Source organism: Oleiagrimonas sp. MCCC 1A03011, assembly GCF_003267965.1.
Classification (GTDB): Bacteria; Pseudomonadota; Gammaproteobacteria; order Xanthomonadales; family Rhodanobacteraceae; genus Oleiagrimonas; species Oleiagrimonas citrea.
This window is the reverse complement of sequence record NZ_MSPY01000007.1, coordinates 20,381-33,838: the sequence shown is the minus strand read 5'-3', so window position 1 is coordinate 33,838 and position 13,458 is coordinate 20,381. Positions and strand designations below refer to the sequence as shown.

Annotated in this window: 12 protein-coding genes and 1 tRNA gene; 3 read left to right on the top strand and 10 right to left on the bottom strand. The window is 67.1% G+C overall.

Annotated elements, in window-relative coordinates:
- Window positions 1-325: 325 nt before the first annotated feature.
- Window positions 326-1,516 carry an FUSC family protein gene (locus tag BTJ49_RS12955; RefSeq protein ID WP_168184746.1) on the top strand — a complete coding sequence of 397 codons (1,191 nt, stop codon included), beginning with the start codon at window positions 326-328 and terminating at the stop codon, window positions 1,514-1,516.
- A gap of 113 nt (window positions 1,517-1,629) precedes the next feature.
- On the opposite strand, the gene BTJ49_RS12950 is transcribed toward BTJ49_RS12955, so the two are convergent.
- The 3 genes from BTJ49_RS12950 to BTJ49_RS12940 all read right to left on the bottom strand — a co-directional run bounded on the left by BTJ49_RS12950 (window position 1,630) and on the right by BTJ49_RS12940 (window position 5,809).
- Window positions 1,630-3,522: an aromatic amino acid ammonia-lyase gene (locus BTJ49_RS12950; protein ID WP_113065842.1), complete on the bottom strand. Its 1,893-nt coding sequence runs from the start codon at window positions 3,520-3,522 to the stop codon at window positions 1,630-1,632.
- Window positions 3,523-3,544: 22 nt separating this feature from the next.
- Window positions 3,545-4,930: a histidine--tRNA ligase gene (gene hisS / locus BTJ49_RS12945; protein WP_113065841.1), complete on the bottom strand. Its 1,386-nt coding sequence runs from the start codon at window positions 4,928-4,930 to the stop codon at window positions 3,545-3,547.
- 168 nt (window positions 4,931-5,098) lie between these two features.
- Window positions 5,099-5,809, bottom strand: a complete 711-nt coding sequence (locus BTJ49_RS12940) for an SDR family NAD(P)-dependent oxidoreductase (RefSeq protein WP_206098418.1) — start codon at window positions 5,807-5,809, stop codon at window positions 5,099-5,101.
- Window positions 5,810-5,940: 131 nt separating this feature from the next.
- Here BTJ49_RS12940 and BTJ49_RS12935 point away from each other — a divergent pair, with 131 nt between their 5' ends.
- Together BTJ49_RS12935 and BTJ49_RS12930 are read left to right on the top strand one after the other, a co-directional pair.
- Window positions 5,941-6,906, top strand: a complete 966-nt coding sequence (locus BTJ49_RS12935; protein WP_113065839.1) for a LysR family transcriptional regulator — start codon at window positions 5,941-5,943, stop codon at window positions 6,904-6,906.
- Window positions 6,907-6,996: 90 nt separating this feature from the next.
- Window positions 6,997-7,073: transfer RNA gene (locus tag BTJ49_RS12930), tRNA-Pro, on the top strand.
- Window positions 7,074-7,139: 66 nt separating this feature from the next.
- On the opposite strand, the gene BTJ49_RS12925 is transcribed toward BTJ49_RS12930, so the two are convergent.
- From BTJ49_RS12925 to BTJ49_RS12895, 7 genes are all read right to left on the bottom strand, one after another.
- Window positions 7,140-7,496: a PilZ domain-containing protein gene (locus BTJ49_RS12925; RefSeq protein ID WP_043100338.1), complete on the bottom strand. Its 357-nt coding sequence runs from the start codon at window positions 7,494-7,496 to the stop codon at window positions 7,140-7,142.
- A gap of 126 nt (window positions 7,497-7,622) precedes the next feature.
- On the bottom strand, window positions 7,623-8,570 hold the full coding sequence (locus tag BTJ49_RS12920; RefSeq protein ID WP_113065838.1) for a PIG-L family deacetylase: 948 nt from the start codon (window positions 8,568-8,570) through the stop codon (window positions 7,623-7,625).
- Window positions 8,571-8,588: 18 nt separating this feature from the next.
- Window positions 8,589-9,527: a DNA polymerase III subunit delta' gene (gene holB / locus BTJ49_RS12915; RefSeq protein WP_113065837.1), complete on the bottom strand. Its 939-nt coding sequence runs from the start codon at window positions 9,525-9,527 to the stop codon at window positions 8,589-8,591.
- A complete protein-coding gene (gene tmk, locus BTJ49_RS12910; protein WP_113065836.1) occupies window positions 9,524-10,159 on the bottom strand; it encodes a dTMP kinase in 636 nt (211 codons plus the stop codon). Before tmk ends, holB begins: the two co-directional genes overlap by 4 nt.
- Window positions 10,156-11,202 carry an endolytic transglycosylase MltG gene (gene mltG, locus BTJ49_RS12905; protein ID WP_113065835.1) on the bottom strand — a complete coding sequence of 349 codons (1,047 nt, stop codon included), beginning with the start codon at window positions 11,200-11,202 and terminating at the stop codon, window positions 10,156-10,158. Before mltG ends, tmk begins: the two co-directional genes overlap by 4 nt.
- Window positions 11,199-12,017 carry an aminodeoxychorismate lyase gene (pabC, locus tag BTJ49_RS12900; protein ID WP_113065834.1) on the bottom strand — a complete coding sequence of 273 codons (819 nt, stop codon included), beginning with the start codon at window positions 12,015-12,017 and terminating at the stop codon, window positions 11,199-11,201. The genes mltG and pabC overlap by 4 nt, the downstream gene beginning before the upstream one ends.
- Window positions 12,014-13,354 carry an aminodeoxychorismate synthase component I gene (locus tag BTJ49_RS12895; protein WP_113065833.1) on the bottom strand — a complete coding sequence of 447 codons (1,341 nt, stop codon included), beginning with the start codon at window positions 13,352-13,354 and terminating at the stop codon, window positions 12,014-12,016. The genes pabC and BTJ49_RS12895 overlap by 4 nt, the downstream gene beginning before the upstream one ends.
- Window positions 13,355-13,458: the final 104 nt, after the last annotated feature.

Below are 13,458 nucleotides of genomic sequence, written 5' to 3'. Positions count from 1 at the left end.
GTGCCACGCGCGTTTCATGGTGAACACTTCGCGGGTCAAAAAGGCACTGCCCGCGCCATTCATCCACAGTCGATGTGGACAGGGCTGTATAAGGCTGTGGACAACTGCACCGATGCGCTTTTCGAACAGGCACATACACCTCGCTGATCAATCCGTGACCAGCAACAGGCATGACATCCGCTCCCTACCATGACCCTCGAAATGCGCCCGGACGATGGCGCATGACGCGTTCATCCACAGCCGGTGTGGACAGCGATGTACAGGGCTGTGGACAAGTGGTCCGATGCGCTTTGCGAACAAGCACATGCACCTCGCTGATCAATCCATGACCAGTCATGCCATCGCGGTGCTCGGCTACACTCGGAGCATTCCGACTGACTGCCCACGCATGCACCGTCATCGCCTGACCGCCTTCCTTGCACGCAGCTTTGGCCTGCTCGCCACCGAGTTTCGCGCGCTGCATTGGCGCGGTCCGCGCGCCCTGCTCGCGGCGCAGACGGTCGCCTCGGTCCTGCTCGCCGTCACGCTGGCGGACGGACTCCGCCTGACCGATCGCTGGTGGGTCGCGATCAGCGCCTACGTGGTGATGCGCGCCGACTGGACGACCTCCTGGCGGCGCGGCGTGCAGCGCATGGTCGGCACCGTCGGCGGTGCGGCCGCCTGCCTGCTGCTTGTCCATGCCTCCCGCGGATCGGTGTCCGGCACGGCGCTCCTGCTCACCCTGATCACCGGCGCCGGTGTCTACATGGCGCTGGGAAGCACGCGCAGCTACGGCTGGCTGCTGGCCACGATTACGGCGTGCCTGATCCTGGCCGAGGCGACTTCGACACAGACGTTATGGGACGTGGCCCTGCTGCGCGTGGCCGATGTCGCCGTCGGCACGACGGCCTGCATCCTGATCGCCGGACTGGTGCACCTGCTTCGTCCGTACTGGAACCTGCCCCGACTGGATGCAGCGCAGGAGGAGTCTCCGCCTCTCGACCCACGCACGCGAAAAGCGCGGCAGCGGCGCATATGGCAGGCGCTTCCGGCGGCGCTCAGCATCGGTATGCTGACCGCGGTGCATGCGCTGTATCCGATGCCGGCCTTCCCGCAGATGCTGGTGACCATCGTGGTGCTGCCGATGATCCCGCTACGCACGCTGCTGCAGCGTGACTTCGGCGAGGCCGCCGTCGGTCTGCGCATGGCCAACCGACTGCTGGGCTGCCTGCTCGCCGCCGTGCTCGCCTTCGCACTGCTGCCCTGGGCGGGCGGTCATCCGGCGCTGTTCCTGCCCGCACTGGCGGTCGGTGTCTGGCTGGCTTCGCACATTCACAGCGGGCACGAAGACACCCGCTACGTCGGCCTGCAATTCGGCATCGCCTTTCTGATGGTATTCGTGCAGGACCACGCCTGGACCGGCGAATTGCGCCCCGCGCTCATGCGTCTGGCCGGCATTCTCGGCGGCGTGCTGATGCTCGCCGCGCTGCGGCTCGCGCTGGCACGGCTGCGCAGACTGTGGCTGACGCATCGCTGATACGTTTTCCACAGTGCTTGTGCGCAGCCCTGGGAAAAGCCTGTGGACAACCCGCATTTTCCCTTTGCGATCAGGGCGCCGCAGCACCCTGTGCAAAGTTTGACCAGACGGCGTCAGTCCAGCAGTTCACCCGACGCGACCAGGGCGCACACGCGTTGCACGTCGCCGTCCATGGGACGGTCGCTGCGCAGGAAATCGATCTTGCGGCGCAGGCGTTCCAGCACGCGACGCACCGCCACACCGGCATGGAATTCGCCGGCTTCGGCCAGCGCCTTCATCAGACCACGCACTTCCTCGACGAACTGCGCGTGCTGCGGATGATCCTCGCGCGGCGCGCCGGCGATCTTGGCCGCAAGCAGTTCCCAGTCGCCCTGCCCAGCCAACTCACGCGCGGCGTTGAGCATGTCCTGGCGGTACTCCAGCGCCTGTGCGGCGGTGTACAGCTCCAGCGCCAGGGCATGACCAAGGTCCTCGGTCATCTCCAGCACGTGCCGCGCCTCGTTGGCACCCATCGACACATGGTCCTCGGCGTTGGCGCTGGTCGGCACCGAATACACCGACGCCGGATGCGCGCGCGTGGCGAGGTCGTTGACCAGCGCGGCGGCGGTGTACTGCACGATCATGAAGCCGGAATCGGTGGCGTCTTCGTTGCCAGTCAGGAACGCCGGTAGACCGTCGTTGTTGGCTGGGTCGACCAGCTTGTTCAGACGCCGCTCGGAGATCGACGCCAGCACCGGAATCGCCGCCTTCACGTAGCTCATGGCCAGCGCCAGCGGCATGCCGTGGAAGTGGCCGGCGGAGATCACCTGATCCTCGATGTAGCGCGGGTTCTCGGCATCCGGGAACACCAGCGGATTGTCGGTGACGGCGTTGAGTTCGATGTCGATCACGCGGCAGGCCTGATCCACGGCATCACGCACCGCGCCATGCACCTGCGGAATGCAGCGCAGGCAGTAGGCGTCCTGCGGCTGATGCTTCTTGCCGCCCTTGAACGGCAGGAAGCGGTTGTAGAAGGCCTCGCGTCCGTGACGCTGGTTGGCCGGCACCCAATCCCAGTACAGGTCGAAACGATGCGCCTGCGCCTCGTGCGTGTTCCAAGCGTCCACCGTCCAGGCCCGGAACTTCGGCACCAGGTGATAGGGAATGTCGACCAGCGTCGACTCGGCCAGCAGCGCGCGCATGCGCTGCGCGGTCTCTACCTGCCCCGGATGCGGACGCAGCGCGTGGACTTCCTCGCGCAGCGCACCGCTACGGCCGGCGAAGGCATCCAGCGACATCGCTGCAGCCACGTCGGCGGTTTCCAGCAACTGCTGCATCTTCTCCAGCGCCAGCACGGCGGTGGCCAGCATCTGCGTGGTGCCGTTGTTCAGCGCCAGGCCTTCCTTGAAGGACAGGCGAATCGGTTCCAGCCCAACCTTCGCCAGCGCCTCGGCGCCGGGCATGCGCTCGCCGTCGACGAAGGCCTCGCCGCCGCCCAGCAGCACGATGGCCAGATGCGACAGCGGCGCCAGGTCGCCGGACGCGCCGACGGAGCCTTTCTGCGGGATCACCGGAATCACGCCGCGATTGAGCAGCGCCGCCAGCGCCTGCAGCGTCTGTACGCGGATGCCCGAGTGACCGCGCATCAATGTGTTGATGCGGATCACCAGCATCGCCCGTACCACCTCGACCGCGAACGGCGCGCCCACGCACACGGCGTGGGTGACGATGAGGTTGTGCTGCAACTCCTCCATCAACGTGCCCTCGGGCGCGTCGGGATGGCCGCCGGGCAGCTCGTCGCGGGCGCGGTGCGCGCCCAGCAGACGGTCGGCGTTGCTACCGAAGCCGGTGGTGACGCCGTAGATCGGCTCGCCGCAATCGACCTTCTCGGCGAGGAAGTCGGCGGTGCGCTGCACGCGCTGCAGCTGGGTCTCGTCGAGGGTGACGCCCGCGCCTGCCGCGACCTGCGCGACCTGCGCGCGAGTCAAGCTGACGCCGTCGAGATGAATCGTGTTCGCGCTACTCATGAATGCACTCCGTGGCCCGCGCTCAGTCGCGCGCGACCGGCATGACCGCGGCCTGTTCCAGCTCCACGCGCAACGCCTTGATGAGCTCCTCGCGCTTGACCTCGAACTGGTCGTTGCGGCGCATGTCCTTGACCGTGACGGTGCCCTTGGCCAGCTCGTCGTCGCCCAGCACCAGCACGAAGCGGATGCCGGCGCGATCGGCGTACTTGAACTGCTTGCCGAGCTTGCCGCCCTCCATCACCGTCTCGGTAGCGATACCGCCGGCGCGCAGTTCGCCGGCCAGCGCCAGATACTCGGGCAGATGCGCCTCGTCCATCTGCGTGACCAGCGCCTGCACCGTACTGTCGGCGGTGGCGATCAGGCCGGCTTCGCGCAACTGCCAGAACAGACGCGTGGCGCCAATGGAGATGCCCACGCCCGGCAGATGCGACTTGGTGTACTGACCGGCCAGATTGTCGTAACGCCCGCCCGAGCAGATCGAACCGATCTCAGGGTGCTCGTCCAGCGTGGTCTCGTAGACCATGCCGGTGTAATAGTCGAGACCGCGCGCGATCGACAGGTTCAGCGCAAAGCGGTTCTCCGGCACACCGAGATCGCGCACCATGGTCAGCACCTGCGTCAGCTCGTCGCGGCCCTGCTCGAAGGTCTCGCTGCCCGAACCCAACGCGTCCAGCTTGGTCACCGCATCGGCCAGCGAGGTCGAGCGCACCTGCACGAATTCAAGAATCTTCGCGACCACGTCCTCGGCCAGACCGAAGCCTTCGCCGGTCAGGGTCGCGCGCACGGCCTCGGCGCCGCGCTTGTCCAGCTTGTCGACCTCGCGCAGCACCAGCATCTGCTGCTCGCCGTCGGCGATGCCCAGCCCCTCGAAGAAACCGCGCATCAGCTTGCGGTGATTGAGCTGGATGGTGAACGGGCCGATAGCCAGTTCGCGGAACACACTGTGGATGACCGCCGGAATCTCGGCGTCGTAGCGGATCGACAGGTGATCCTTGCCGATCACGTCGATGTCGCACTGGTAGAACTCGCGGAAGCGGCCGCGCTGGGCGCGTTCGCCGCGATACACGCGCTGGATCTGGTAGCGGCGGAACGGGAAGCTCAACTCGCGCTCGTGTTCGGCGACGTAGCGCGCCAGCGGCACAGTGAGATCGAAGCGCAGCGCCAGTTCGGGCTGACCGTCTTTCTCCAGCGCGCCGGTCGACTGCACGAAGTAGACCTGCCGCTCGGTCTCGCCACCGGACTTGGTCAGCAGCACCTTGCTGAACTCCATCACCGGCGTCTCGATGGGCAGGAAGCCGAAGAGTCGATAGTTGCGGGCGATGACGTCCAGCATGCGCTGGAAGGCGATCTGTTCGCGCGGCAGCAATTCGAGCACGCCGGGCATGGTTCGGGCCTGGGTCTGCGCCATGGAATCCTCTTTTCTCGAGCAACGGAGACGGTTGGGCAAACCAGCGCGCAGGCGTGCGGACACACCCGGTTTGCCAGCCGTCTAGCCTAGCAGATTCCCATGGCCGATTCGGCATGCGAGGCGCGCCGGGGACGGTCCTCGCCCGCCCCGCCCGGGGAGGTCCATCACCTACCAGGGGACGGTTCGGCCCCGATAGTCCAGATACTGCAATCCCGGGGTGCCCCGCATGGAAAGCAGCACGTTCACCAGGCTCGGAATGCTTTCCTCGATCTCCAGCCGCGCCTCGGGTCCACCCAGGGCGGTGCGGACCCATCCGGGCGCCATCAGCGCCATCGCTCGGGACGAGCCGGCATGGCGAGCGGCAAAACTCCGCATGAACATGTTCAGCGCCGCTTTGCTGCCGCGGTACAGCTCGCGCTGACCGTTCTCGTTGTTGGCGATGCTGCCCTGTCCCGACGACATGATGCCGATGATCCCGTCGGGCGAAACCAGGGACTCCAGGGTTTCGACCACACGCATCGGACTGAGCGCATTCGTCAGCATGATGTGCATGAACTCCTCGGCCGACACCTCGCCGATGGTCTGCGTCGGGTCCCGGTTGGTGGTGCCCGCGTTGACGAACAGGATGTCGAAGACTCGCCTGCGCAGACGCCGGTTCAGGGATGCGAGCTGGTCCGGCTCGCAGATGTCGAGAACCTCGATCTCGACCCGACCCGCGTGCGCATCGGCCAGATCGTGCAGCGGTGTGCGAGTGTGGCCGCCACGAACCGTGCCGACCACACGCCAGCCCTTGTGCAGAAATTCGGCAGCCATCGCATGGCCGAGTCCACGCGATGCGCCGATGATGAGGATCGTGCGATCCGAAGATGCTTGCGACATGACGTCTTCCATTGCGTGAACAGAACGGCACGAAGCGTGGCATCCCGGAATGCAATGCACCAGACGCACAGAATACAAACAATGATTGCATCAAACGCCATACATCATCATGAAACGCGTATGCTCAGCGCATGGACAATGTGGACCTGAATCTGATCATCGCGCTCGATGCGCTGCTGACCGAGAACAGCGTCACCGCCGCCGCCCGTCGGCTGGGGCTGAGTCCGTCGGCAATGAGCCGGACGCTGAAGCGACTCCGTTCGACCACCGGCGATCCGTTGCTGGTGCGCGCCGGCCGCGGCCTGACGCCCACGCCGTACGCAGCATCGCTTCGCGCTCGGGTCCATGACCTGGCGCAGAACGCGCAAGCGGTGCTCCGTCCGCGAAGCGACGCCTTCGACATCACGCGCCTGGAAAGAACGTTCACCATCCGCGCGAATGAAGCCTTCATCGCGTTCTTCTCTGTCCCGTTGCTGACTATCGTGACCGCGACTGCCCCCGGCGTGCGGCTGCATTTCGCGCCCAAACCGAACAAGGATCCCGCCCCTCTGCGGCTTGGACCGGTGGACCTGGAAATCGGCGTGGTCGAGACATCGGCCTCGGACATGCACGCCCGCCCCCTCTTCCGCGACCGGATGGTCGGCGTGGCCCGCATGGGTCATCCGCTTCTGACCGAGGTCGACATCACGCCGCAACGCTATGCCGCGTGCGAGCACGTCGTGGCCACTCCCAAGGGCGATGTCACCAGCCCCGTCGACGATGCCCTGGACGCACTCGGACTGAGACGAAAGATTCGCGTGATCGTGCCCGGGTTTCCGGATGCCGTGCGTATCGCGCGTCATTCGGACCTGATTGCGCTGGTGCCGCGCTCCTGCCTGGGCAATGCATGCGCGGGCGAAGGGTCCGCCGCCGCGGGGCTCGAGGAATTCGAGCTGCCGGTGCAGATTCCCCAGCTGACGATCAGCGCCATCTGGCACCCACGCATGCACAACGACCCCGCGCACCGCTGGCTACGCGACTGCGTCGCGTCGCTGTGTGCCGAAGCCTACCCGACGGCCCGTCACCGCCCCGTTTCGGCTCCACCACCCGAGCGCTAGCCTCCGGCCGCGCTCCTGGCTGAAGAGAACGACAAATCACGACGGGTGTTGCCAGCCGCGTTGCAGGTCGTTATCATGCGCGGCTCCCGTCGGGGTGTAGCTCAGCCTGGTAGAGCGCTACGTTCGGGACGTAGAAGTCGCAGGTTCAAATCCTGTCTCCCCGACCAAAGAAATTCACGAAAAAGCCCGGCTTCGCGCCGGGCTTTTTCGTATCCGGATTCCGCACGCCGCGCTTACATCGTCTGCGTGGCGCGGTCGGCGCTGAGCATGCCGCCGAGAATGGATTCGATCTTGGTGCGCGCGGTCTCGCCGTCGGCGCTGTCGTTGAACTGAATACCGATGCCGGCGGTACGGTTGCCCTGTGCACCGACCGGGGTGATCCACACCACCTTTCCGGCCACCGACAGACGCTCGTTGATCTCGGCCAGACTCAGCAGCAGCACCACCTCGTCGCCGAGGTCGTAGCGCTGCGCCGTGGGCACGAACAGGCCGCCGCCCTTCAGAAAGGGCATGTAAGCGTTGTACAACGCCCCGCGGTCCTTGATCTTCAGCGACAGGATGCCCTGCCGCGCTGCGCCTGCCACACTCATCGGTTCTCTCCTGTTGCGCGACAAGCTTCTGTCATCGCCGCGCCGGGGTCAACTGCGGGCATGCCGGCAGTTGAAGCCGATCACGTCGCATCGCACGACATCCGCACATGCCGGATGACGCGACGATCAGGCCAGCGAAGCCCAGCCCCAACGATCGAAAATCCACAGACCGCGTCGCGCCGTATCCAGACGCGCGAAAACCGGCCCTCCCGATCGCGCCGCGGGCGGCAGTGTCAGCATCGTTCCGCGTGATGTGCGCATCAGGGGTGCATCGCGCAGACTCCAGCGCTGCACACCGTCGCACCATGCCAGCGTCAGCCGGCAATCGGACAGACCACCCCGCGGCACGCGCCACGGAAGCAGCGCGACATCGGGCGCATCACCCGGCGGCTTGCTGCAGACGAAGGTTTCCGGCGCATTGACGCAGGCCAGCATGCGTCCACGACTCAAGGCCGTCTGGCTGCGATGCTCGAGAATCGCCGCCCGTTTGACGGCGCGTTCCTCCGCATCCAGATCGAGCCGCACGTCGGGCTTGCCAGGCACGGATCCGTGGAACACATATTCGAGGGCCAGTGGCTGCAGGCCCGCTCGATACAATGCCAGCCGCAGGAGCACGTGCGCCGTGCCGTGATCGGGATGGCGGTCGGCGATCGAGGGCAGCACCAGCACATCGGGCCGCAGTGCGTGCAACGCCTCAGTCAACGGTTCGATCCACCGCTCTGGCGCCGTCGCCAACCCTTCGCTGAAGCCAAGATCCGGCCAATGCCAGCGCTCCACCACGGAAGCCGGCAGACCGAGTCGGGCCAGCCCCGCGCGCGACTCCTCGCAGCGCCGTGCGCCCCAACGGGAACGGCATGCCGCATCGATGCGCACGCGACGCTCCAGCCAGCGTTGCGGCCAGGGATTGTTCTCGCCATCGCTGAGTTGCCAGATACGGATGCGCCCGCCGTGCCGCGCCGCGCGCTGTAACAGGCCGCCAGCCGCCAGCACTTCGTCATCGGGATGCGGCGCGACCAGCAGCCACTGCGTACCGGGTCGCAGACAGGCCTCAAGAGCCGGGCATGGGGCGGACATCGACGCGGCCCGGCTGAATCAGCGCCAGGCGCCGAGCAGCTCCAGCAGAATCAGGTCCTTGCGCAACGGGCCGCGTAGTGCATCGCGAGCGCGATTGGCCTGCGCATACCACTCGGCCAGCTCCAGCGTGGACAATTGCGAGCCCAGCGGCGCACGCCGCCCCGTCGCACGCTCCCGCAACTCGTCGACGGCTGCCTGCGCCGCGAACCACAGGCGTTGTTCGAGGGCATCGTCCAGCCAGCGCGAGGCCAGCGCGCCAGGCTCGCCGCGCCCTTCGGCCAGCGCGCGCAGATCGGCCCGCACCTGCTGACGCTGCGACAAGGCGTCTTGCTCGGCCCAGCGGCGAGCGAGTCCCGGATTGCCGCCAGCCGCCTCCAGCGCCACCTGCGGATCGGCCACGCCTTCCCGCTGCAACCAGGCCTGCGCCGCGTCGGCTTCCGGCAAGCGGAATTCCGTCTGCTGGCAGCGACTGCGGATCGTGGCCGGCAGTCGCCAGGGTTCATCGGCCACCAGAATCAAAATGCTCGACGCACTGGGTTCTTCCAGCGTCTTCAGCAAGGCATTGGCGGCGGCCGCATTCATGGCGTCAGCCGGGTCGATGCAGGCGACCTGCCAACCGCCGAACTGGCTGGACTTGCTCAGGCGTTCGGAAAGCGCACGGATCTGGCGCACCACGATGTCCTTGCGCGGTGTGCCGTCCGGGCGCTCTTCGAGCCTCACCGCGATGCGGTCCGGATGCGTGCCGGCGTCCAGCAGCAGGCAGGCGCGGCATGTCCCGCAGGCATCGCCGTCGACGGGCTGCGTGCACAGCAGTCCGCGCTGCAGACGCTCGCTGAAGGCACGCTTGCCCAGCCCGGACGGGCCGCTCAGCAGCAGGGCATGTGGCAACGCGTCTCGCTGCCGCCGCTGCAGCAGCCGCTGCCAGGGTTCGTCGTGCCATGGCGGCGCTTCGGTCATTCCGCGCCTCCGGTCAGCAACGGTTCGAGTGCCTCGGTGGCGGCAGCGAGGACCTCCTGCGCCGACCGGGTCGCATCGAGAATGCGGAACCGCTCCGGCTGCTCGGCGGCGCGCTGCAGATAGGCCGCGCGGATGCGTTCGAAGAAACCGTCGCCCTCGCGCTCGATGCGGTCGCTTTCCTCGCCGCGACCGGCAGCGCGCGCGCGCCCCGTGTCGACCGGCAGATCCAGCAACAGCGTCAGGTCGGGCCGCAGATCGGCGGCGGCCCAGCGCTCCAGATCGGCGATGCGTTCGCGCGGCTGCCCGCGTCCGCCGCCCTGATAGGCGAAGCTGGCGTCGGTGAAGCGGTCGCAGACCACCCATTGCCCGGCCTCCAGCGCAGGCCGGATGGATTCGCGCACCAATTGCGCGCGCGCCGCGAACATCAACAGCAATTCGGATTCCGCGCACATGCCGCGCAGCGCCGGATCCAGCACCAACGCGCGCACGCCCTCGCCTAGCGCAGTGCCGCCGGGCTCGCGCGTGAATAGCGGCTCGATGCCGCGCTCGGCGAGATAGGCGCGCAGCCCCTGCAACAGCGTGCTCTTGCCGGCACCCTCGCCGCCTTCCAGGGTGATGAAGCGTCCGCTCATCGCTTGCCTCCCGAGCACCGCTTCAACTGGTAGCAGCGCACGGCGCGGTCGTGCTGCGCCAGCGTGTCGGAAAACACGTGCGAACCGTCGCCCTTGGCCACGAAATACAGGGACTTGCCTGCAGCCGGATGCAGCGCGGCCTCGATGGCCGGCTTGCCCGGCAGCGCGATCGGCGTTGGCGGCAAGCCCGGATGCACATAGGTGTTGTACGGCGTGTCGGTTTCCAGATCCCGCTTGCGAATGTTGCCGTGGTAGGCGGCGCCCATGCCGTAGATCACGGTCGGGTCGGTCTGCAGCAGCATGCCGCGACGCAGACGGCGCACGAACACGCCGGCGATGCGCGGACGTTCGTCGGCGCGACCGGTCTCCTTCTCCACGATGGAGGCCAGGATCAGTGCCTGATACGGCGTCTTCAGCGGCAGATCGTCGGCACGATTCGCCCACGCCTTCTTCAACAGCACATTCATCGCCCGGTAGGAGCGCTTGAGAATGTCCAGATCGCTGTCGCCGCGCACGAAAGCGTAGGTCTCCGGCAGGAAGCGGCCTTCCGCTTTCTCGTCGCCCGCGCCCACGCGCTGCATGATCTGCGCGTCGGTCATCGCGGCCGTTTCGTGCTTGAGCACCGGCGCTTTGTCCAGCGCCTCGCGCAACTCCTTGAAGCTCCAGCCGTCGACGATGGTGAAACGATGCTGCACCACGCGCGCATGCGCCATGTCGTCCAGCAGCTGGCGCGGCGTCATGCCGGGGCGCAGTGCGTACTCGCCGGCATGCAGATCGCGCGTGACATGCATGCGCTCGGCCTGCAGCCGCCAGAACCAGTGCGGCGCCGCGCTGAGCTTGCGCGCCTGCAGTTCGTCGACGATGCGATTGAAGCCCGCGCCATGCGGAATGACGACGCTGGGCGCATCCGGGTGGATCGCCATCGGCGCGTCGGCGAAGCGGTTCAGCTCCTGCCAGAGCACGCCCGCCGCGGCGATCGTGGCCACCGCCAGCACAATCAAAAAGACCCACAATTTCGCACCGCCGCGCATATGCCGCCTCATGCGCCCAGCTCCAGCAACTGCGCGAAATGCGCCTGCATCGCGCGCGTGTCGGCGCCCACCTGCAGGCGTCGCCCGGCCAGATCACCAACGGCCAGAATGCCGCGCACGCTGGAACTGAGGAAAACTTCTTCGGCTTGCATCAACGCTCCCATCTCGATCGTTCCCACCCGGCACTGCGGCCATTGCGCCAGCACTTCCGCGCGCGCCACGCCGGCCACGCCGCAGTTCTCGACGGACGGGGTGACCCAGACGCCGTCGATGCGCGCGAACAGGTTTGCCGCGGTCGCGCAGACCACCGCTCCATCCATGCTGCGCATCAGTCCCTCGACGATGTCCGGGTCGCGCCATTCCGCGCGCGCCAGCACCTGCTCCAGCCGGTTCAGGTGTTTCAGTCCGGCCAGCGCAGGCTGCACCGCCAGACGCGTATCGCAGAAGCGTACCCGGATTCCGGCGGCGCTCCAATCCGGATCCAGCACCGGCGCGGGCGAAGCCGTGACCACGCGCATGCACTGCGGCGATGCGGGCGGTCCGTAGCCACGCGCACCGCGTCCCCGCGTCCAGGTGATGCGCACCACGCTGGGACCCTCGTCACGGGTCAGCGCAGAAACTTCTTCGCGCAGCGTATCCGTATCCGGCGCAGGCATGCCCAAACGCTCGCAACCTCGGCTCAAGCGGTGCATGTGACCGGCCCAGAGCGGCGCGCGACCGTCGATCACGCGCAAGGTCTCGAAGAGACCGTCGCCGTATAGCAGACCGCGATCGTCGGCGGCGACCTGCGGCGATGCACGACCATTGACCAGGCAGCGCGTACTCATGCCTCGACGCCCAATGCACGCAACAGCCCGCGCGCCTTGTGCCGCGTTTCTTCCAGTTCGGCCTCGGCCTGCGAGTCGACAACGATACCGGCGCCGGCGCGCAGTTCGATATGCCCCTCGAACAGGCTGAGCGTGCGGATCAGAATGTTCAGATCCATGTCGCCATTGCGATCCAGGTATCCCATCGCGCCGGTGTAGGCGCCACGACCGACGCCTTCCAGCTCGGCGATGATCTCCATGCAGCGCACCTTCGGACAGCCGGTGATGGTGCCGCCCGGAAACGTGGCTGCGATCACATGCCCCGGCGTCACCTCCGCACGCAGCCGGCCGCGCACGTTGGACACGATGTGATGCACGTGCGCATAGCTTTCCACTGTCATCAATTCGTCGACCTCGACGCTACCCGGTGCGCAGACGCGACCGAGGTCGTTGCGCTCCAGGTCGATCAGCATGATGTGCTCGGCACGCTCCTTGGGATGCCCGACCAGTTCGTCGATGCGCGCGCGCTCGTCGTCGCCGGCAAAGCGCGGCCGCGTGCCGGCGATGGGGCGCGTCTGGACCGCTTCGCCACGCACCTCGACCAGACGTTCCGGCGAGGAACTGACAACCGCCCAGCCGGGGTCCTGCCACAAACCGGCGAACGGCGCGGGATTGGCCTCCCGCAGGGCGGCGTAGACCTGTGCCGGTGCGGCGGGAACCTCCGGACACGCCCGCCAGCAGCGGGAGAGATTGACCTGGAAGACATCGCCGCTGCGCAGATACTCGTGCACGCGCGCCACGCCGTCGAGGAACACGGACGGCGCATCCTCATCGACCTTTGCCCGCAGCGCCAGCGGTGGAAGCGGCGACGATGCCCGCATGTCCGACTGCATGGCCTCGATCAGCTCCGCGTGCCCGGCCTCGGCCACCAGCAAGGTCCGGTCGGCGGCATGATCGACCAGCACGGCGGCCGGCGTACGCAGGGCAAGCGCCACCGGCTGCGATCCCGGCGCGGACGGAAGCGTCAAACGCGACTCGACCTCCGCGATCAGCTCATAGGCCAGCAACAGCGCCCAGCCGCCATGGAACGGAAGCCCGTCCTCGTCGCGCGGCGTGCGCTCGGCCGACCACGCGGCGTCCAGCGCATCCAGAAATCGCCCCTCGAAGCGCTCGTCGTCGATCTGCGTGCACCCATCAGCATCCAGCTGGATACGCGACTGCGGAAATGCCAGCAGCAGATCCCAGCGCGCCTGCGCGGGCCCTGACGCAACGCTTTCCAGCAGGCACGGATACCGTGCGGGGAACGCCGCAGCCAGGGACAACAGGTCACAGGCACCGGGCAATTCGCGCACATGCATGGCGGACGAACGAACTTGATCGGCGTGAAGCGTTGCGGGCATGGGATTCGACGAAGAACACAGGTGGCAAGCGTAACCCGCCACGGCTTCGGAGCGGCGAAAAT